The organism is Trichocoleus sp. DQ-A1, assembly GCF_039961955.1.
Taxonomy (GTDB): Bacteria; Cyanobacteriota; Cyanobacteriia; order Cyanobacteriales; family FACHB-T130; genus FACHB-T130.
This window is the reverse complement of the sequence record NZ_JAMPKE010000030.1, coordinates 1-21,208: the sequence shown is the minus strand read 5'-3', so window position 1 is coordinate 21,208 and position 21,208 is coordinate 1. Positions and strand designations below refer to the sequence as shown.

The following is a 21,208-nucleotide window of genomic DNA, read 5'->3' as shown; positions in this document are numbered from 1 at the left end:
TTGTGTCCCACGGACTCGTTAAACTACGAATGATATTCTGAATCATCCCGATAATCATGAGTGTAGTTAGCCAAGTTATTCTCAAAGCAGACGACGAACTTCGTTACCCCAGTAGTGGCGAACTCAACAGCATCAAAGACTTTTTGCAAACTGGCGCACAGCGGGTGCGTATCGCCAACACGCTGGCTGAAAATGAGAAAAAAATTGTTCAAGAAGCCAGTAAGCAGCTCTGGCAAAAACGCCCGGACTTCATTGCGCCAGGGGGAAATGCCTACGGGGAGCGGCAACGGGCGCTGTGCCTGCGGGATTACGGCTGGTACTTGCGTCTAATTACCTACGGAGTTCTGTCCGGTGACAAGGAACCGATTGAAAAAATTGGTTTGATTGGCGTGAGGGAAATGTACAATTCCCTCGGCGTTCCTGTCCCAGGCATGGCTGAATCTATCCGTTGCTTGAAAAAAGCCTCCCTCGACTTACTTAGCGAGGACGATGCAATAGCCGCGGCTCCTTATTTCGACTACATTATTCAAGCCATGTCCTGATTCTATCGCTATCAAACAGAACATGCGAGCGCGGGTGAAGAAGAAAGATTCTTCTTCACTTCTTGTCTTTATGCTTGTAGCGACATGCTTGTAACGACAAAAAACCGACAGTCTCTCTACAGAATCTGTCGGCTGGTCGTGTGTTCCCTATTGATGACTCGGCTAGAGTTCAGTCGTCTCTTAGTATGACCACTCAGCCATACAGGGAGAGCGATATCAATCATCTTCTTCTGTGATTGCGATCGCACAAGAAGATCGCTTACGAATGCGTAGGACAAAGTTGCAGGCGCAGTAGTATCTTGCGCGATCGCCCAAAAGACAAAAATCTCCCCAGCCTAAAAAAAGCCTAAAAAGGAGACCATAGTTTGCTAGCTCAGTGTAGACTCTTGGTACAAGATTGATACGCCAAAAGGAGCGCAACGAATGGAATGTCTTTCCTGAAAAGATTGCCTAGGGCAACCCTGGCGTTGCTTCTGGGTACTTATTGCGTATACGGCTGGTTGTTTTCCTTTACATATACCTGGGAGATTTTGCTGTTAGAGATAGGAGTAGCCTTGTTGATAGCTTTGGTTTTAACGGCTCCTATCAGGCTCTTAAGAATCTTTTTTGCCCGTTGGATGAATTCCGATACTAGAGCCTTCCTTTCAGTCATAACCGGAGCTTTGGCTGGGGTCTTTATCCTCACCTGGATTAATATTTTTGCCAATATTTTTGTTCTACTCTCAGCAGGTGCCCTAGCTAGACTAGACCTTCAAACTGCTAAATTCAATGCACTGCAAGCTTTTTGGATTCTCGTTGCCGTATCTTGGAGCGGGTTTGGTTTAGGCTTGATACTAAATCGTTTGTTGCTACATCCATCTTTTTAGCCAACGCCTCCATCAGCTTCTGTCTTGCCTTTAGTAGGCACAAACCATAGATTGCAGCGCTGATTGACTGACAAAAGGGCATGGGACTGGAACAAAAGCTAGGAGGGAAGCAGAGCTTGATTTAAGCTGATGAGTTACCACACTAATCGGTCAAATCAATGTCACCTACTTCCCGTCTTTATGATGCGTTGTGTCCTTATCTGGGTCAATGTGAGATTCCGTGGCAAGATGTGCGCCATCTGCAAACGCTCTGTTGGATGATGATTGGCATAATTCAAAGCCAAAATGTTCATCTCAATAGATTTGAGGTGTATGTCATCAGTCGGGCTAAAGTTGCTCAGTCGCACCAACCACGGTTTCGGCGTTGGTTATCGAATCGACGAATTGATGTTGTTTCAGCCCATCATGCCCTCATCAAGCAAGCTCTCTGCCAGTGGAAGAGCCAACGACTGTATCTGAGCTTGGACACAACCGTAGTGTGGAATTGTTTCTGCATCGTCTGGATTGGGGTGGTGTATCGGGGCAGAACGGTTCCGGTAGCTTGGCGAGTGGTGGCGCAATCGAGCAGTACGGTACGGTTGTGGACGCTTCAACGGGTGCTGCGGCAAGCGGCACGAGTGATGCCCCCTGGCGTAGCCGTTGTCCTGTTAGCAGACCGGGGCTTTGAGCAATGGCAAGTTGATGAAGTACCTCAAAGAAACCCTGGGTTGGCATTTTCGGATTCGCATTAAGCGCTCATTCCAGTTTCAACTTAAGGGGCAGTGGCGCAAAGTATCGTCGGTGGCGTTGCAACCGGGGCAAGCCTACTTCACTCCTGGGGTTGCAGTCGGCAAAACCAAGCCCTATTCGAGCGTCTATCTTGCATTTGCCCATGATAAGCAAAGTAATGAAACCTGGGTGATTGTGAGTGACGAACCAACCACCCTGCAAACTTTTGCCCAATATCGCTTGAGGTTTCAGGTGGAAGAATCGTTTTTGGACATTAAGTCGAACGGGTTAAAACTGGAAGCGTCAAGGCTGCGGGACAAGTTTGCCCTGTCTCAGTTGTGCGCTGTCATTGCCTTAACAATGTTATTTCTGGTATTACAAGGAGTGCAAGTCGTTGTATCAGGCAAGCGTCGTCAAGTCGATGCTCACTGGCAACGAGGGATGAGTTACCTCAAACTGGGTTGGAACTGGATTCGCCTTGCCATTACACAGCAATGGAAAATTCAGGTTGCTCCGTTTCTCCCTGGTGCACCTGACCCGCAACCTGCCCTTGCTTCCAAGCGACAATACGATGAATCCTGCAAGCGTGAATTTACGGTCCTCACCCGCATTCCTGCTTCTTAATTTTGTCAGTCAAGCAGGATTGCAGCCTATCGCGCCTTTAATTTCTCTCAATGGACACTGTAAATACCGTCACACAGGGCAAGTCAATGGGTGCTAGATTTCTGGAAACTAGAGTAAGCGTTTAACTGTCCTCTTGCTCTACAGCAGTCTTGCTGTGGGGCAGTTTTGTTTTTAACACCTACGAAGGAAAGTTAAAGAGAGCGATCTCATCTCTTCTGGTAAAGTCTACCTGCGCGGTATCCCTTAATCTTGCTCCGGTAGCTGAACCTGCACTCCGCCTTCCGGCGTAATAATGACTTTACCACCCAGCGCCTCAATCCGACTGATAGCAATCTTGCGCGTGCGATCGTCAATAACTGGATTTGTTAACACCAAAATCCAGCCAGACACTTGAGCCTTTCTGCTATTAGGGTTGCGAACTAAAAACTCAGATGTTTGGCGAGAAATTTCTGCTACTGATTTGCTTTCTGGATCGGAATAAACCTTCGCCCATTCCACTGCCTTCTCAAAGGATTGCCTTGCCGCTTGAGCATTTCCTAAAAACAACAATTCGTCCATCCCTTTGTAACGCCAAATAAAATAAGACTTGGGTGGAACTTGAGGAGTAAGTGACTTTAGCCCTTTTTCCATCAAAGCAACAGATCGTTCTGGCAGCGCTGCGTATAAAGAACTACTAGCTGAAAGAAAAAGATACGCTTCCCGAAATCTGGGATCGCGGTTTACTATTATTTCAAAATATTCTGGGCTGAGGGTATAGCCAGTAACTTTACGAACTTCATCATCACCAAAATACTGTGCAAATCCAAGAAATACCCAGTCGGCCAAAAGATTATCAAATCCAAAGTCCGGAAATTTCTGGAGCAAATTGAGACGGATGTTTTCTGCTTCTACTTCTTTTTCTAGTTCTTCTGCTGAGGCAATTTTTGCTTTTGAACTTAGTTTATTTAATTGAGGTATCTGTAATACTCCAATTGCCAAAACACACAGCAGGGCTAAGAAGGACGCACCTACTAGTTGACTGAAGCTTTGACGAAATCGAGAAAGCATTTATATCACCTGCTTAAAAGTAAAAAAGTATAACTAGTCTTTTAAAAGTTTAAAGTTTTTTCTTTATCGTTTGTAGCTGTATAAATAATATAATAAGATTGATTAAGTTTTTATAATAAATATGATATTTTCTTCTAGAAGTATATTAGTTTAAGATGATGATAGTCTAACTTTGATAAGAAATGATAAAAACTGAGTTGGAGTATGGCAACTTCTTTGGCTTCTGCTGATGCATATTGGAAATATCTCGAAAAGGCTTGTATTTGCCTCGATTCAAATGTGCGATCGCGTATAAACACCATTCTTGATGGTACTTCTTGGGATGACCCCACATCCGCCTTAGATTTAAATAATATTGCAGTAGTGGCACTCATTGAGGCAGAACAGTCTCACGAGCCATCTGTGCGTTCGCTTTATGTTGAGATGGCTTTAGAGGCATTAAATAGGGGGGCAGAGTTGGATGGTAATCCCCTCTGCACAGCTCATCTGGCTCTAGTCCTAGCCATGATTGGAGAAAGCGAACAAGCGATGCAGACAGCTTTTTCTACCTTTGTTGCTACCCTCCAGCCTGCTTATATCAATGATAAACCAATTGCTCTAGGTATAGTATATCTACCTCCTACTCCCACTAGCTTAATAGATTTCCAGTATGAGAAACTAGCTCAAATTCTGCAAATTGAAGATGGCTATTCTCAAGCACTGTTGTTATTCAGTGAAATTTTGTGTTGGGCAACTCTCGTCTTTTACAATAAAACAGGACTACGATTATTAAATTTAGCTGCTCAACTATCACCCGATTCCCTTGCAGTTAATCTAAAACTGGGAATTTCTAGTTTGATGAATAATCAATGGGAAGGACTCTTGTATTTAAACCGCGCTAGGCAAAAAGCAGCAAATTCGGCAATTATTCTGCAAGCGCTACATTTAGCTTATCGAGATATACAACAGATACAACCTGCTGGTTTATGGCTAGAAATTGGGCGAAATATCAGCAAGAAAATGCCAGATTCTGTAGAGTGGAAATGGACTAATAAAGAAGCTGACAGTTTACTAACTTATGTACCTTTTGAGGGCAAATTATTATTAGCGGTTGAACCAAGTTTACGCAGTATTGTAACCAGCGTACTGATTGCTGAAGGAGACTGGTTCGAGAAAGAAATGGAGTTTTGGCGAAACTGGATAAAACCCGGTATGACGGTTATCGATGTGGGTGCGAATGTAGGAGTATATACTTTCAGCGCTGCTTTAAAGGTGGGAGCGGAAGGATGCGTACTAGCTGTTGAACCTTTTTCAGGCTGCGTTCGTTGTTTGCAAGAAACCTGTAAAGTTAATGACTTAAGTTGGGTTAAAGTTTGTGCAGGAGCAGCAAGCGATCGCAATGGCACAGCCCGATTGTCTCTCCATGCTGCTAGTGAACTTAACGAAATAGTTTCTAGTGATGCAGAAGCAACAAACCAGCATGGTAATTTTGAGGAAATTGACTGCTTTTCTCTTGACAGTCTAATTGAACGCGAACATGTCAAGCAGGTTGATTTATTGAAAATTGATGCTGAAGGACATGAAATGAAAGTGTTAGAGGGAAGCAGCCAGATTCTCAGCGAATTTACTCCTGCTATACTTTACGAAAATATTGCAGGTAGTAAAAGCAGTAATCTAGCTGTTGCCGATTTTCTGACATCCAGAGGCTATCAACTATTTCGATATCAGCCTTACCTACAGCAGCTTATTCCAGTTAATTCTGCTGAAGATTTGCAAGGTAAATTGAATATAATTGCTTTGCACACCCAGGAATTATAAAACCTCAGTCGTTAATAATTATTAAACACTCAAAAGCGAGGAATATAAAATGTCAGTTTTTCTTTCCAGTTTAAAGAAAAGCGGTCACTTGAATCAGCTCCACCTAACTATATGTAATGTTGGTTCTCGTAAATTAGGAAGTCACGATGACTACACCAGCCTTGGCTGGGATATCTTTGCACCTCGGCTCACTATATACGGATTCGATGCAGATGTAGATGCTTGTGATGAAGCGAACGCTGAGCTTGAAGCTAGACAAATAAATTGGACAGAAAAACACATTCCCTTAGCACTGGGAAATTCTGTAGGAGAGTCTACACTCTATGTAACCAAACATCCCATGTGTAGTTCCTTATATCCACCCAATGAACCATACTTAGCTAGGTTTGGCGGACTTCCAGAGTTAGTAAATTTAGATTTTACTCTAGAAATTGAAACCACAACTTTAGATGCTTTTTGTCAAACAGAGGGAATCCAAGAGATTGATTTTCTTCAGGTTGATGTTCAGGGTGCGGATCTGCAAGTTTTGGAAGGAGCTTCTGAGATATTAAAACGCAGTACTCTGGCTGTTCAAGTTGAAGTTGAATTTTCTCATTTATACGATAAACAGCCTTTGTTTGCGGATGTAGACACTTATCTCCGAAAAAAAGGCTTTACATTATTTGACTTAGCTACTTCTTATCGTACTCGTGCGCGATCACCTATTCATTCAAGAGTTCGTGCTGGACAATTACTTTGGGCAGATGCGTTTTACTTCCGAGATTTGATTAGAGAGGATATCAGTATCCCTTTAAAAACACCAAAGCAAATTTTTAAGTTAGCTTGCATGGCCGATATAATGAATTTTCCAGATTATGCTCTGGAACTATTGGAGTATTTGACTCTGCAATATGGAACTGATGCAAATTATAATTTTGCTAACAATATCATTGAGAGTTTGGCTCAATTTCCTGGGCTGATACAGCAAGGATTAGGTTCCTTGCCTATTGTGGAAAAAATTCGCGATCGCGTTAGTGGCGATGTTCAAGGTTTGCTTGCTTAAGTACGATTGCCTTGAGTATACTTTTCCCACATCTGCTCGTAAGCCTTTTCCATTTCGCGGGTGAACTGCTTAGCATTCCACAAAGGAGCTGTTTGCCGCGATTGTTTCAGTTTCCAAGCAACTTGTTGCCGCAAAACTGCATCTTTCCCTAAACGAACTCCCCATTCTACATATTCTTCATCCGTCCAAGCGATACCTTCTGTTATACCTGCATTTATCATCATGCCGTAGCTGTTACGTGCAGAAAATTGCTCACCCACTCGCGTTACCAAAGGAATACCCATCCAGAGTGTTTCTAGAGTAGTTGTAGCTCCGTTGTAGGGATAAGTATCCAGTACCACATCAGCAACACCCAGGTTAGCTCGATGAACTTCTTCTGAAATGTCAATTGGCATAAATTTCAGGCGAGCGCAATTCACACCCTCCTCTTCAGCAATCTTTTCAAAAAAAGTTCGTGAAGATTTTTCATCAGATGGGCCTTTGATCAGAAAATAGCTATTAGGTACTTCTTTGAGAATCCTCATCTGTAGTCGTACATTATCGGGGTTCCGTTTATACCCCTTCTGTGCAACAAAGTACACGACAGCATCATTGGGAATATCTAGCTGCTCGCGCCGCAGAGTAGGCGCAGCTACTTCAAACCCATCAACTGCGACATAGGTATTGGGCAGCCGCCAAATAGTTTCTGTATAGTGTTCCTGAGCATAATCAGGCAGAACATAAGGATCTGCAATAAAGTAGTCAATGGATGGTAGCCCTGAAGCATCCCATCCTAACCAACTTACTTGAATTGGAGCAAGCTTTCTTGCAAAAATTTGACACATATGCCCAGATGTAATACTATCGAGATCGACTAGAATATCAAGTTCATCCTCCTCCATTTGCTTAAGAATTTCTAAGCCGAGAACATCAGCGCGGTAAGCACGATCGCTGTTACCAACAAACCAATTTTGGGTAAAATCATCAATCGATAAATAGCCTACAAGATAAGTGTGAATTTGGAACCGCTCCCGATCGTGATGCTTAAATAGCCAGCGAGATATCCAGCCCACCGAGTGTCTTCTTAGGCATTGAGAAACATAGCCAATTTTGATGACTTTTTTCTTTTCAGTTAATATTTGAGTAGAAGGCACCTTTTGATTTTCTTCTACTCTTGCTGCTTCTTTTATTGATTTTTGATGATTTTCATAGCAAATCTGAGCAATCTTATTTTGAATCAAGCGATTATTAGGAAGATCATCTTTGAAGTATGGTGCAAAAAATGGTGTTACCAAAAGAGATGGTAAATAGTCTACGTTTATATTTAGTGGCCATTCTTTTATAAGTGAAAACAGCAGTTCTTTATGTACTGCAAATGTCAAACACGATTCTTCCCAATACCCCGATGCGGACATCAATGCTCTAATTATTAGGTAATTGCTGTAAACCTTTTCCAGTAAAGATGTAGATGACTCATAGCAGTGCTTTGCTGTTTCTATACCTTTATCGTATTCATAACAGTTTTGATAAAAAACTGTTAGCTGTGCTTGAATTTGCGAAAGGTTATTACATCTATCTAGACACAATTCAGCATAGCGCGATGCTATTTTAGGTTGGTTTCCAGAGTAAGCAATTTTTATACAAGTAAGTATCACAATATCAATTATTGCTTGAGGCTCATTACCATAGTTTATGCAAGCCTCAGTAAATGCGAGAACTGCCGGATCAGCATAGGCATAAGTCATAAGGCTTACTAAGACTTGTTGCAATAAATTAAACTCTACATGGCATTTCTTTTCCTGCAACAACTCAATGATTCCTGATTCTGTTATATCTTTACCTGTAAAATTTTCCAGTTGAATAGAGAGTAAAACAATATGTAAGATATTGTTAGCATCTGTTGGAGCAATTTCCCGGATATGTTGACGGATAGCCCAGGCAATTTGATAATCTTCAATAACTTCTCGTCGCTCTGCTTCTGTTTGCAGAACTTGAACCAATTCCGCTGTCCACAGCTCTATTTCTTCTAGTTCTCCCTCTGCAATTCCCAGCATCCAAGTTGTCTGAGCCTCAGCTTCCTGCCCCTGCAACAGAAGCATTAATCCCAAATGCCAGTAATAAGCCTTTACTTCAGGTTCAACTGAAATTGCTGTCTCGTAAAGGTCTGCTGCTTTGCTATAAAATCCTTGAAGTAGGTATTGATTTGCTTGTTTTTGCCAATCTGTAGCAGTTGTCATAACTTGTGAAGAAGTCATAAAAATTTAAATTTTAGTATTAACTCAGGTATGTTTATTTTAAGCCCAAATTCTTAAAAAATAAGTGGGTGGGTAAATCTATACCACCCACTTATTTTGTCAAGTTTAACCTACCGTTTCCGTCATGCAGGTATTTGTTGGATAGTAATTACTGTGTACCACCAACTTGAACTTGGTTAGCATTGCATCCGGCACCAGCAGAAGTGCCAGTACCAACGAGGGGGGTCGTACCAAAACCGCCAGCTGTTTTGCTCTCACACAAAACGGCAATGCTTGTGTACTCACCAGCACCAGCAGTAGTGCCAGTACCAGCCAGAATCAGGGATACATAGCCAGTATAGTTTTTCAGAGGTGCAGTAATGTTGGAGGGTATACTAGAATAGCTTGACGCGTATGAAGCAGTACCTGCACCAGCAGTAGATGCACCGTATATATAGTTGACAGTTTGGGTTTTGATGCCAATGCCCGAAGCCGGGATAGCTGCCGAACCACCACCGATGAAAACGCTTTTTTCCGTGAAGTTTGCCTGCTGAGCTTTATTCAGGGAACCGACGTAAGTTTTGGCTTCAGACTGTTTGCCCTTGTTGGCTTGGCTAAGGAAGGACGGCAGAGCAATGGCAGCCAGAATACCGATGATGATGATAACGACGAGTAGTTCAATCAGGGTGAAACCTTCGTCCTGCTTTTTCTGGTTGAGGTGTTGCAGGAACTTGGCTTTCAGTTCGGTCTTCATGAGCGTTTCTCCTTGGGGTGGGGGATGCTTGACTTGTACTCCTAGATGTAACTTACCCACATCCGATCAATTTCATATCATCCTCCGCAAAAAATTTTGGTTGCCGTTTCCAAAGCTCTTACGCAGATAGCTCTAAAAGTACATAGCGAAAAAAATCTAGCTTGCTGAGAAGTTCTTTGACGTCGTTGAGGGCTTCCATGAAGGTCACAGGTTCCAAGGTTACAGGGTTCAGCGGTTTCACCTTGAGCCAGCGTTCCGTTAGGAATTTAATAGGCTTTGGTTCTTCCCACAGGGGTAGCAAGCAAATTATTACACTACTGTCTATCTGGACAGGAGCCATAGCTGGGTGGGTGACATAACCGCTAATTTCAAAAGCTTTCTGCTCCGCAAGGCACTTCAGGAGATCTTCTTTGACCTGAGACGTTCTAAGCTGAGGATGTAGATGTACTTGAGCTGCTTGCCAGTCAGCTAACTCCCACTCATCGACTGGCGTGAACGAGTCTGCGTGACCCGGATGACCACACCAGAAGTCTAACAACCGATGAATCGGGTGCATAAGTTCAAAAAGATGCAGCCGTTCCTCTGTGGAAACTTCTGGTAAACTCATCCCCCAAAAAGCTGGCAAATTTTCTGGTTCATTGAACAAGTCAGTGACATCCCAGTGTCGCCAGTTCACCATGCTGATAAATTCTAGATTCGCTGCTCTCAAAGCAGCAAACAACTCAAGGATGGTATAACCTTTATCACCTTGGAATAGGTAGTTCATCAACACTCCCTCTTTGCCATCTTCTCTTTCAAAGCTGGGATTCCAAGTTTTAGCTTTTATATCAACACCATCTTTTAAAGCCTTCATTGTTTCTACAGCTATTTCTATTTCCATCTCCTCGGGATTACTATCCATTAGTCCCATTATCTTGAAAATTCCTTGAGTACGGTAATGAGTAAATCTTTGCAAGGAACTATGCAAATTACTCCGAATAATGCCTTTTGGTTTTAGTACGGATTTCATAGCGGCTAAGGCAACGGATATATCTGGAAACAAATAAAGAAGCTCATCACAATTAATATAATCAAATTCAAGACCTAGGTTTGGTAAGTCATAAATTGAGAGAACATGAAATGCAGCGTTTTCAAATCCATGATGCTTTAGGCGTTGCCGTGCTAGCTTTACTGACTCTTCTGATATATCAATACCAATTATTTTTGCGCCTGGATTTGCTTCTGCCAATATTAAGGATTTGTAGCCCGTACCACAACCTGCATCTAAAATTAATTTTTCTTTAGTATCTATAACTTTTTGATTTCTTAAATAATAAGGTGTTACTAGATTATGAATAAAAAGAAAGTTAGCGTTGTCCTTAGGAGATTTATCTATTGGAATTCGGGGATAAGGTCCAAAGTCAAATTGCTGGCGAATTTTTTCTAGTAACTCTGATGTTTGGTCGTTCATGGGGAATACTTCCTGATACTGGAGTTTTGAACGTCTGGGAAGCAAGGCAAAATTTAGTTACTGCCAGCACTCCCCCTTCAATAGTTCCCTTTTCCGGGCAAAAATATACAGCTAACGAAAGTTTCTTGCGCTCATCGTCTCACCAGACAGTTATACTAGATAAAGCGTAGTCGTTATGAGTTTGTATAACCTTATGACCAACCCAACCGTAGAGAACTTGGTGATTATTGGTTCTGGCCCCGCGGGGTATACCGCTGCTATCTATGCGGCGCGGGCGAATCTGAAACCCTTTGTGTTTGAAGGCTTTCAAGCTGGGGGGCTACCTGGGGGGCAGCTGATGACCACGACGGAAGTGGAGAACTTTCCGGGGTTTCCAGAAGGGATTACCGGGCCAGAATTGATGGATCGGATGAAGGCGCAGGCTGAGAGATGGGGGGCTGAGTTAGTTACCGAGGATGTGATTTCGGTGGATTTGAGTCAGCGTCCTTTTATTGTCCGCTCTGAGGAACGGGAAGTTAGAACTCATAGTATTGTAATTGCTACGGGGGCGACGGCGAAGAGGTTAGGGCTGCCCAGCGAGCATGAATTTTGGAGCCGGGGGATCTCGGCTTGCGCGATTTGTGATGGTGCGACACCGATCTTCCACGGTGCGGAACTGGCTGTGGTTGGCGGGGGTGACTCAGCGGCTGAGGAATCAGTTTACTTGACTAAGTATGGCGATCGCGTTCATATGCTGATTCGCGGCGACAAGATGCGGGCAAGTAAAGCAATGCAGGATCGGGTGCTGAATAACCCTAGGATTACGGTTCACTGGAACTCTCAGCCAGTGGATGTTGTCGGTGAAGATGGTCGGATGACCGGGATTAAGCTCAAACATACTCAGACTGGTGAAGAGAGTGTTCTCCCTGTTAAAGGATTGTTCTACGCAGTTGGTCATCAGCCCAACACCTCCCTATTTAAGGGGCAGATGGAATTGGATGAAGTTGGTTACATCGTGACGAAGCCTGGTTCGGTGGAGACGAGTGTAGAAGGTATCTTTGCTGCGGGGGATGTCCAGGATCGTGAATATCGTCAGGCGATTACTGCGGCGGGTACTGGGTGTATGGCAGCAATGTTGGCGGAACGATGGCTATCTGTTAATGGTTTGCTCCAGGAGTATCGTCAGCAGATACATACGTCTGAAGAGCCAGATACACCGGCAGATGAGCCTGGTGATAAGATAGCTGAGCTGAATCCAGAAGCGGCGTTTAACCCGCAGGCGACGAGGCATGAGGGTAGCTATGCGTTGCGGAAGCTATTCCATGATAGCGATCGCCTGCTGATGGTCAAATATGTCTCGCCCAATTGCGGGCCTTGCCATACGCTAAAGCCGATCTTAAATAAGGTGGTGGATGAGTTCGATGGCAAAATCCACTTTGTAGAAATTGACATTGCGGAAGATAGAGACATTGCCGAGAATGCTGGTGTTACCGGAACGCCTACAGTGCAGTTCTTCAAAAACAAAGAATTAGTGGGTGAGATGAAGGGCGTTAAGCAAAAGAGCCAGTTCCGCCAAATGATTGAGCAATATGTCTAGCAAAGGTTTTAGGAATCAGGCGCATAGAATTCGCAGCTATACCAACAAAACCCGCTAGACAAGGGTTTAAAATGAAGTCCGCGTAGCATCCGGACTTCGCTTTCTGTTCCCTTCTTCTGAAGGGGGGTTGGCGTAGCCGCGATTTATCATCGCCAGGATATATTGATGACCCCGACAAAACTTCCCTTACCTCGACTTTTACGTTTATCTGGGCGTCCCAGTCTCTCCATGCAGATGATGCGGGTGGGAATTGTTATCACCTTGATGTTCGTGCTAATAGCTTTTCTCACTCCCGCATTTCAGGCTTGGGGATGGGTGCAAAATCCCTTGGAGTCCTTAGCTAATCCGATTCATGAGCCGCCCTCGTGGCGTCATTGGTTTGGTACCAGTCGCCAAGGGTACGATGTTTTCTCGCGCACCCTATTTGGGAGCCAAGCGGCGCTGCAAGTGGTTATCTTGGCAACCGTGTTGAGCCTTGTCATCGGGGTGCCGTTGGGTTTAGTCAGCGGTTATTTGGGTGGTAGGTTGGATCGGGTGCTGCTATTTTTGATGGATACAATTTATACGTTACCGGGGCTGTTGCTGTCGGTGACGCTGGCGTTTGTGGTGGGACGAGGGGTCTTAAATGCCGCGATCGCCCTCAGCATTTCCTACATTCCCCAATATTATCGAGTCGTCCGCAACCATACGGTTAGTGTTAAAACAGAACTGTTCATCGAAGCCGCTCAAGCAATGGGGGCAGACACTTGGAGGGTTCTCTCTCGCTACCTGTTTCTTAATGTGATTCAGAGCGTGCCTGTATTATTCACTCTGAATGCTGCCGATGCAATTTTGATTTTGGGCAGTTTGGGTTTTCTAGGGTTAGGGCTTGCCGATCAGGTTCCTGAATGGGGCTACGATCTCCGTCAGGCGCTGGATGCTCTGCCTACTGGCATTTGGTGGACAGCGCTTTTCCCAGGCTTAGCGATGACGCTGATGGTGGTAGGGTTGTCTCTGGTGGGAGAAGGATTAAGCGAGTTTGTGAATCCCCGGTTGCGGAGAGAAAATTGGAACCAAAAATCCCCTGAATAGAGTCAAATATTTTATCGGTAATGGGTAATCGAATTTATACAATGACCCATTACCAACGATCCATTACCAATAAGCACTGCTGCTGAGATATGAAAGACAATATTTCTTTAATTGCTGCCGCTACAGGTGGTTTTATGTTATCTATTGCGATCGCTGGGATACTTAGGGCGGCACCTGTCACAGGTTTGAAGGTGCAAGCCAGTCCCAACACGGCCCAAGTATCGGATTTGCAGCTTAAACCTGTTTATCCCGATGAAACTGTTAGTTATACCCTGAATGAAAGGTTTTCTGTAAAAAATTCAATGCGCGTTCTTCCACAAATTAAGGGGGCGTTGAATAGTTTTCACACTTTGACGGAAAAAAGTAAATCTGCTTTGGGAGAAAAAGCTATCTCTGAGGTAGGGAATACTGATTGGGAAGTTCAAAACTTGGGCTTTACTAACTGGGTTGCTTCCGTTGAAGGGACAATTAAAAAGCAAGATTATCAGATGAAAAAGCTGGAGTTTGAATTAGCGAAAAAGCAGTATGAAGACAAAGAAATTGTAAAAGCAGTATTAGACCAGAAAGCGGTAAGTTATCAGCAGGCTAAGCAAGAATTTCAAAAGTTCTGGAATTCCTTTAAAATTTCAGACTGATATTAAGGGTCGTGGATTAAATAACTGACAAACTTCACCTTCTGTAGGGGCATTGCATTGGATTGCCCCTACAGAAGGAATTGGGACTTTATAAATCAGCGCTAAAGGTTGGGAAAAGTGACAAATGGCATGAATATAGATAAGTGGTATTAGTTTTTGGAAATTAGAAGAACGGTTGTGGTGAATCGGGAAGTAATTGGCATTGATTTGGGGGGAACGGCAATTAAGCTGGGGAGGTTCCGCGAGGATGGGACTTGCTTGGAGTCGTTGAGTGTGGCGACACCGCAACCGGCAACACCGACAGCGGTTTTGGATGCGATGATAGAAGCGATCGCGCAGCTCGATCCAGCAAGACACGCGATCGCGCTCGGTATCGGTACCCCTGGTCCCGCCGATGCATCAGGTAGAATTGCCAGAGTAGCAATTAACCTCGCAGGTTGGCATGATGTGCCCCTCGCAGATTGGTTAGAAGCCAAAACAGGTTTACCCACAGTTCTGGCTAATGATGCTAACTGTGCTGGGATGGGAGAAGCTTGGTTAGGAGCTGGACGCCATTACCGGAATTTGATTCTGCTAACACTCGGTACAGGTGTGGGGGGTGCGATTATCCTCGATGGGAACCTGTTTGTGGGTCATCAAGGTGCCGCCGCTGAGCTAGGATTAATTACCTTAAATCCAGAGGGTCCGCCCTGTAATAGCGGCAATCAAGGCTCTTTAGAGCAATATGCCTCAGTAGCCGCCATTCGCCGCCGCACAGGGTTAGAACCAGAGGAACTGGGCAAGCTGGCAAGCACAGGCGATCGCCAAGCATTAGAATTTTGGCAAAGCTACGGACGCGATCTCGGTGTTGGATTATCAAGTCTTATCTATGTTTTAACGCCGGAAGCGATTGTCATTGGCGGCGGCGTTAGTGCAAGTGCAGAATTTTTCTTTCCGGCTGCACTTGCAGAAATTGAGCGGCGGGTGCTGAAGAGTTCCCGTGAGGGTTTGCACCTATTAAAAGCTGAGTTAGGCAACCAAGCTGGAATGGTTGGGGCGGCAAAATTGGCTTGGCAAATTTTGAAGACTGAAAGTTGAGGGTTGAGGGCTGGGGACTGAGGGTTGAGGATTGAGGAGTGTTAGTCTCAGCACTTGTCGTTCTCCCTACTGGTTAAAATGAGTGCCCGGTTTTCTGTTTGATATATTCCAAAATTTTCTGATAGCAATCCGGGTCATTCTGCTTGTTGATAATGATGGGAATAGCACTATTCGGCAACCAGAACGTGAGCCTACCGTTAGAAGAATAGGAAAAGCTACTGATACGGTTGAGATCGACTACATATTCATTCCGTTCATAACTAACTTTGATCCAAGATGCTGCCAGTGAATGGAAGCTAACTTGTTGAATATAGTCCATTACTTGCTGATAGCCATCCGGGTTACTTTGACGGTTGATAATAATTGGGATGGCACTATCAGGCAACCAAAAAGTTACCTTACCGTTCGGGGTGCAAGCGAAGGCACTGATGCGGTCAAGATCGATTACATATTCATTTCGCTCATAACTCACTTTAATCCAATACGCCACATGACCTCCTCACATTAAGGTGAGTTCTGGCACTGACAACGCTCCCCCGCGCAAGTGGTTGGTGGAAAGCAGGACGTGAAGCGATCGCTTTCCGTCCTGCTGGAATTGCCAGCAACTGTTAAGATACCTCAGCTGCTTGGAGCGTCGCATCTTCTTGGGTAGGCTGTGAGGAGTCAGAACGAGCAAGTCCGGGGTCAAGCTGGGCTAATGCCGCTTGAATCAATCCCTGGAACATCGGGTGGGGATTACTGGGTCGAGAGCTAAATTCCGGGTGGAATTGGGTGGCAATAAAGAAAGGATGGTTAGGTAGTTCAATAATTTCCACTAATCGCCCATCCGGCGAGGTACCGCTGATCGCATAGCCGGTTTCTAAAAACAGGTTGCGATAAGCATTATTAAACTCATACCGATGCCGATGCCGTTCGTAAACCACTTCTTCTTGATAGAGCCGGAAGGCTAGAGTATTGGGCGCTAAACGACAAGCATATAGCCCCAAGCGCATCGTGCCGCCCAAATCCACCACATCTTGCTGTTCCGGCAACAGGTTGATCACCGGATTCGATCCATTCGGGGCAAATTCAGCACTATTGGCATCTTCTAATCCTGCGACGTGTCGCGCCCATTCAATCACCGAACATTGCATTCCCAGACACAAACCGAGGAAGGGGATCTGGTTTTTACGGGCGTATTCAATCGCCGCAATTTTGCCATCGACACCCCGAACGCCGAAACCTCCAGGTACTACAATGCCGTTCACACCAGCCAGGTAAGTTTCAGCACTGCCCGATTCGATGCTTTCCGAGCTAACCCAACGGAGGTTAAGGTCACAATTCATTGCGATCGCTGCATGGCGCAAAGCTTCCAACACTGAGAGATAGGCATCTGTTAACCTTACATATTTACCAACGATGGCAATCTCTATCCGGTGAGTTGGATGATATAGGCGATCTACTAAGATTTTCCACTGGCTCAAGTTGGGTTGGCGTTGCTCTAGTTGCAGCAATTCTAGGGTTTGCTGTGCTAGTCCTTCCCGTTCTAAAATCAGCGGCACTTCGTAGATACTTTTGGCATCTTGGGCTGTAATCACGCACTCGACGGGAACATCGCAGAACTCTGAGATTTTTTCTTTGAGTCCTGGATGTAGAGGGCGATCGCATCTACAAACTAAAATATCCGGTTGAATCCCGATCGACCGCAATTCCTTCACCGAATGCTGCGTCGGCTTGGTTTTCATCTCCCCTGCTGAGGGAATCCACGGCATCAGGGTTACGTGCATATACAGCACGTTATGACGCCCCACATCTTTGCGGAACTGACGAATTGCTTCCAAAAATGGCAGGGATTCAATATCGCCCACCGTGCCGCCAATTTCCGTAATCACCACATCCGGGTTGGTATTTTTGGCAACTCGCTGGATGCGATCTTTGATTTCATTCGTAATATGGGGAATTACCTGCACGGTGCCCCCCATATAATCGCCACGACGCTCTTTATTGAGTACCGCTTGGTAAATCGAGCCAGTTGTAACGCTATTGAGCCGAGACATGGACGTATCGGTGAAGCGTTCGTAGTGCCCCAAGTCCAAATCCGTCTCGGCACCATCTGCCGTTACGAACACTTCTCCGTGCTGAAAAGGACTCATCGTCCCCGGATCGACGTTAATATACGGATCTAATTTCAGGATAGAAACCGAATAGTCACGCGACTTCAGCAAGCGTCCTAAACTTGCTGCTACAATTCCCTTGCCAATACTGGAAACCACGCCGCCGGTGACAAAGACAAACTTAGTCATAAAATGCTTAAAAGAAGAGCCATGTCGGCAACCCACCCCGTTAATTGTGCCACAGTCTTAACGAGTTGTTCGTTGCTTGTTGTTTGCAGTCTGCGATCGGTGATCGCTGGTTTGTAAAACCTTGGCAGAGTGGCTTTGTTGGCTGCCTTATCACCTATCCTATAGGAACGATAACAAGGCTAACAGTTGCTTTGCGATCGCTTATAGACCTTCAAACCCCTCAAAGGACTGACGACGGACAATTCCCACGCTTGGGCGATCGCGCTTTTGGTACGGTTTAACCCCTGAGTGACACTATTTTTGGCTTTGACTGATACCTCCCGACTTCGCTGCTAGCATTCTGGTATTAGCACTTTGCCTTTACCGGAAGTTAGACGAAATCGATAGCTTCGTTCCTTTCAATGCCATCAATCCCACTCGTTTTCCTGCCAATTAGATTCTAAACTATTGATACCTGGTAATGCTTCGACCTCTGTAAATTGCTTGACAATTAAAATACTATTAACTGGATAATCGGTGGGCTAAAACACTAGACATGGCTAAAGTTTACGATGAATTAAATCAGAATCTCCGAGACTTTATTCAGGAGCAGAAAATCTTCTTTACCGCGACTGCACCGAAAGAAGGTCGGATTAATTTGTCGCCGAAAGGAATAGATACTTTCCGCTGTATTGATAATAATACAGTGGCTTACCTTGATTTAACTGGGAGTGGCAACGAGACCTCCGCTCATTTACATGAACCAGGAAATGGGCGGATGACTATCATGTTTTGCAGCTTTTCTGAAAAGCCTTTGATTCTTCGTTTATACGGTCAGGGAAAAGTAATTTTTCCAAGACATGAAGCTTGGGAAAAATTTTATTCCTTGTTTACGCCAATCTTAGGAGAACGTCAGATCGTGGTACTTGAGATAAAATCAGTACAAACTTCATGCGGATATGGTGTGCCCATTTATGAACTGAAAGAAGAAAGAAAAACTATCAGAGAATGGGGTGAAAAAAAAGGGAAACAAGGAATCTTTGACTATTGGTGCGAAAAGAATCAAAAGAGTATCGATGGACTCCCCACAAAACTTTTACAAGATTAAAGAAACTTTTTTACTAATTTTATCCTCTAATTGATGTAAGGAACTTAGGATTTAACATGAGAAACATCCTGGGATTGGCTGTATTAGGGGTGGTTATGGCAGCACCAGTATCGGCAAAACAATCTCTTTACGTTTCCTATCCTCCTGCTAGCCATAAAACCACAGCTGACCGAATTTTCTTAATTGGCACAGCTCCACCGCCAGGAAAAGTGTTGGTGAATGGGAAGGCGATCGCGCGGAGCAAACAGGGGCATTTTGCTCCCAGTTTTCCGTTAAAGCCGGGAGAGAACCTCTTTACGGTGAGCTATCAAGGTCAAGCCGTCAAACTTAAAGTTACGCGGGCTGCCGCCCGCCCTGAGCCACCAAAGGGGTTGGCATTTGCCAAAGATTCCCTGACTCCATCGCAGGATCTCGCCAGACTGCCGGGTGAGTTGCTGTGTTTCGGCGCAGTTGCTCCTGCTGACGCCAATGTTTCCGTCAATTTGGCGAATCAAACGATTCCGCTAACTAACCAGCAGCAGGTTGTACAGCTACCAGCGAATTCCGCTGCCTTAACTGCACAAAATCAACCTTATGCTGTCGCTGGGGCAGGACACTACCTGGGTTGTGCAGCAGCGGCGGCGGCGGCTGATTTGGGTCGTCCCCAGTTCAAAGTAGAAAAAAATGGGCAGATTGTGAGTCAGGAGGGACCGGCGAAGATTCAGATTCTCTCTCCAGCACAGCTAGAGGTGGCTGAGGTGATTGTTGATGCCGGGGTCGCCCGAACCGGGCCAAGTACAGATTATTCTCGCCTGACACCGCTGCCGAAAACTACGCGAGCTACAATTACAGGTCGAGACGGGGAATGGGTGCGCTTGGACTATGGCGGCTGGATTAACAGTAAAGAAGTTCAAATTGTCAAAGGTTCGGTGCCACCGCGATCGCTGATTCGCAGTATTCGCGCTCGGAAGATTCCCGGTGCCACAGAAGTCATTTTTCCCTTACAAGTGCCGGTACCGCTCGTTGTGCAGCAGGGCGATCGCACGTTGACATTAACGCTGTATAACACGACGGCGCAAACGGACATCATTCGCCTCGACCCCGATCCCGTCATTTCTCGCCTGGATTGGCAACAGGTCGCCCCAGAAACCGTTCAATATACGTTTAATCTCAAATCCGCCCAGCAATGGGGTTATACGGTGAGATATGAAGGCACGAGCCTGATTTTATCTCTGCGCCATCCCCCTCGTCTCACCTCTGGCCCCTCCCCTCTCCGTTCTCAGTCTTCCAACAAGCCTTTATCTGGAATCAAAATTGTTCTCGATCCCGGACATGGCGGTGAAGACAGTGGCGCAGGAGGGCCAACCGGCTATCCCGAAAAAGAGGTGACGCTCACCATGTCCAAGCTGATCGCCACTCAGCTGATTGCACGGGGTGCCACAGTGTACCTGACGCGGGAGGTTGATAAGGCGGTGTCGCTGCCAGAACGGGTGGCAATTATTGACGCAGTGAAACCGGCAATTTCGCTTTCAATTCACTACAATTCCCTCCCCGATGAAGGAGATGCCCAGAATACGCAGGGTTTTGGGACTTTTTGGTATCATCCCCAAGCCCACAGCTTAGCGATGTTTCTGCATAACTACATCGTGACTCAGGCGGGGCGTCCTTCCTACGGCGTTTTTTGGGATAACTTAGCCCTCGCGCGTCCTGCCTCTGCACCCTCTGTATTGCTGGAATTAGGTTTTATGAGCAATCCGGAAGAATTTGAATGGGTGGTCAATCCGCAAGCGCAGCAGAAGATGGCGGCAGCGATCGCTGAAGGCGTTACCCAATGGTTCAAAGTCGCTCGGTAAATACTCTTGTCGGCAGTAGGCTGGGTATGGGCATTCCTTTTGCAATGATTTGGGCAATGAATTCCCATCCCAGCAATACTAATTAAGTGCCTAATCGGAAGTCTTCGCTTCTGCGGCTTGTCTGACTTGCTCAATTGTCAAACTTAAAGCCTCTGCGACCTGTTCCACAGTCAACCCTAATGTCAATAATCGAGACACTGCTTCTAATTTTGCTTCCAGTTTACCCTCCTCGACGGCGTCTTGATAAACTCTAGTTTGCTTTAACTCACTGAATCCAAACATTGCTTCCATCTCCTGGCGAGTCATTTGTGGAAACTTATACAAAACTATTGTCTCAATCAACTCTATAACTTGTCGCCTGATGGCTTCATCAGCAATTTCTTGACTAGCTTTATTCAGTAGCTGCCTTGCCAACTCGGTGGCTTTCTTTTTAGTTTCTACGACTAATTTCACCACTCCCACGCCAAGAGATCGATCTGCCGCTTCTCCTAACGGTGCTTAAACGAAAAACAAGACTCTAAAAAGGTATAATACAGGCATGGCAACCATTTCACGTTATGGTTTGATAAATGAAAGAGACAACTCCCGCCGCCATGCCCCCTTGC

Annotated in this window: 18 protein-coding genes and 1 pseudogene; 12 read left to right on the top strand and 7 right to left on the bottom strand. The window is 45.3% G+C overall.

The features are described from left to right. The first annotated feature begins 56 nt into the window (after positions 1 to 56). The 4 genes from apcD (at position 57) to NDI33_RS21650 (ending at position 2,740) form a co-directional block, all read left to right on the top strand. Positions 57 to 542, top strand: coding sequence for an allophycocyanin subunit alpha-B (gene apcD / locus NDI33_RS21665; protein ID WP_190429046.1), 486 nt, complete (start codon positions 57 to 59; stop codon positions 540 to 542). 428 nt (positions 543 to 970) lie between these two features. Continuing rightward, positions 971 to 1,408, top strand: a complete 438-nt coding sequence (locus NDI33_RS21660; protein WP_190429045.1) for a hypothetical protein — start codon at positions 971 to 973, stop codon at positions 1,406 to 1,408. Between the two features lie 158 nt (positions 1,409 to 1,566). Next, complete coding sequence (locus tag NDI33_RS21655) at positions 1,567 to 2,139, top strand: hypothetical protein (protein ID WP_190527792.1); 573 nt, start codon at positions 1,567 to 1,569, stop codon at positions 2,137 to 2,139. Then, positions 2,090 to 2,740, top strand: coding sequence for a transposase (locus NDI33_RS21650; RefSeq protein WP_199300601.1), 651 nt, complete (start codon positions 2,090 to 2,092; stop codon positions 2,738 to 2,740). The genes NDI33_RS21655 and NDI33_RS21650 overlap by 50 nt, the downstream gene beginning before the upstream one ends. A gap of 243 nt (positions 2,741 to 2,983) precedes the next feature. On the opposite strand, the gene NDI33_RS21645 is transcribed toward NDI33_RS21650, so the two are convergent. Then, complete coding sequence (locus tag NDI33_RS21645) at positions 2,984 to 3,787, bottom strand: hypothetical protein (RefSeq protein WP_190527790.1); 804 nt, start codon at positions 3,785 to 3,787, stop codon at positions 2,984 to 2,986. A 204-nt stretch (positions 3,788 to 3,991) separates the two neighbouring features. Between NDI33_RS21645 and NDI33_RS21640 the strand changes: the two genes are divergently transcribed. Continuing rightward, positions 3,992 to 5,584: an FkbM family methyltransferase gene (locus NDI33_RS21640; RefSeq protein WP_190676702.1), complete on the top strand. Its 1,593-nt coding sequence runs from the start codon at positions 3,992 to 3,994 to the stop codon at positions 5,582 to 5,584. Positions 5,585 to 5,633: 49 nt separating this feature from the next. Then, positions 5,634 to 6,626 carry an FkbM family methyltransferase gene (locus NDI33_RS21635; RefSeq protein WP_190527786.1) on the top strand — a complete coding sequence of 331 codons (993 nt, stop codon included), beginning with the start codon at positions 5,634 to 5,636 and terminating at the stop codon, positions 6,624 to 6,626. Here NDI33_RS21635 and NDI33_RS21630 read toward each other — a convergent pair. From NDI33_RS21630 to NDI33_RS21620, 3 genes are all read right to left on the bottom strand, one after another. Beyond that, positions 6,623 to 8,860, bottom strand: a complete 2,238-nt coding sequence (locus tag NDI33_RS21630) for an O-linked N-acetylglucosamine transferase, SPINDLY family protein (RefSeq protein WP_190676699.1) — start codon at positions 8,858 to 8,860, stop codon at positions 6,623 to 6,625. The two genes, NDI33_RS21635 and NDI33_RS21630, sit on opposite strands and share 4 nt — an antisense overlap. 148 nt (positions 8,861 to 9,008) lie before the next feature. Beyond that, positions 9,009 to 9,593, bottom strand: coding sequence for a type IV pilin-like G/H family protein (locus NDI33_RS21625; protein ID WP_190676697.1), 585 nt, complete (start codon positions 9,591 to 9,593; stop codon positions 9,009 to 9,011). Positions 9,594 to 9,711: 118 nt separating this feature from the next. Continuing rightward, complete coding sequence (locus NDI33_RS21620) at positions 9,712 to 11,043, bottom strand: class I SAM-dependent methyltransferase (protein WP_190676695.1); 1,332 nt, start codon at positions 11,041 to 11,043, stop codon at positions 9,712 to 9,714. A 193-nt stretch (positions 11,044 to 11,236) separates the two neighbouring features. On the opposite strand from NDI33_RS21620, the gene trxB reads away from it, so the two are divergent. From trxB to NDI33_RS21600, 4 genes are all read left to right on the top strand, one after another. Further along, positions 11,237 to 12,619, top strand: a complete 1,383-nt coding sequence (trxB, locus tag NDI33_RS21615; protein WP_199302496.1) for a thioredoxin-disulfide reductase — start codon at positions 11,237 to 11,239, stop codon at positions 12,617 to 12,619. 165 nt (positions 12,620 to 12,784) lie between these two features. Next, a complete protein-coding gene (locus NDI33_RS21610) occupies positions 12,785 to 13,690 on the top strand; it encodes an ABC transporter permease (protein ID WP_190426687.1) in 906 nt (301 codons plus the stop codon). A gap of 191 nt (positions 13,691 to 13,881) precedes the next feature. Continuing rightward, positions 13,882 to 14,325, top strand: coding sequence for a hypothetical protein (locus NDI33_RS21605; protein ID WP_339380350.1), 444 nt, complete (start codon positions 13,882 to 13,884; stop codon positions 14,323 to 14,325). Positions 14,326 to 14,502: 177 nt separating this feature from the next. Next, complete coding sequence (locus NDI33_RS21600) at positions 14,503 to 15,402, top strand: ROK family protein (protein WP_190676748.1); 900 nt, start codon at positions 14,503 to 14,505, stop codon at positions 15,400 to 15,402. Between the two features lie 73 nt (positions 15,403 to 15,475). Here NDI33_RS21600 and NDI33_RS21595 read toward each other — a convergent pair whose 3' ends face one another. Both NDI33_RS21595 and NDI33_RS21590 read right to left on the bottom strand, forming a co-directional pair. Further along, positions 15,476 to 15,892, bottom strand: a complete 417-nt coding sequence (locus tag NDI33_RS21595) for a hypothetical protein (protein WP_190412837.1) — start codon at positions 15,890 to 15,892, stop codon at positions 15,476 to 15,478. Between the two features lie 118 nt (positions 15,893 to 16,010). Next, on the bottom strand, positions 16,011 to 17,684 hold the full coding sequence (locus NDI33_RS21590) for a CTP synthase (protein ID WP_190412838.1): 1,674 nt from the start codon (positions 17,682 to 17,684) through the stop codon (positions 16,011 to 16,013). 535 nt (positions 17,685 to 18,219) lie between these two features. On the opposite strand from NDI33_RS21590, the gene NDI33_RS21585 reads away from it, so the two are divergent. Together NDI33_RS21585 and NDI33_RS21580 are read left to right on the top strand one after the other, a co-directional pair. Next, positions 18,220 to 18,771: a pyridoxamine 5'-phosphate oxidase family protein gene (locus NDI33_RS21585; RefSeq protein ID WP_190676690.1), complete on the top strand. Its 552-nt coding sequence runs from the start codon at positions 18,220 to 18,222 to the stop codon at positions 18,769 to 18,771. Between the two features lie 56 nt (positions 18,772 to 18,827). Then, on the top strand, positions 18,828 to 20,603 hold the full coding sequence (locus tag NDI33_RS21580) for an N-acetylmuramoyl-L-alanine amidase (protein WP_190676688.1): 1,776 nt from the start codon (positions 18,828 to 18,830) through the stop codon (positions 20,601 to 20,603). A 90-nt stretch (positions 20,604 to 20,693) separates the two neighbouring features. Here the strand turns inward: NDI33_RS21580 and NDI33_RS21575 are convergent. Beyond that, positions 20,694 to 21,083: pseudogene (locus NDI33_RS21575) on the bottom strand (DUF2887 domain-containing protein); the annotation flags it as partial. Positions 21,084 to 21,208 lie beyond the last annotated feature (125 nt).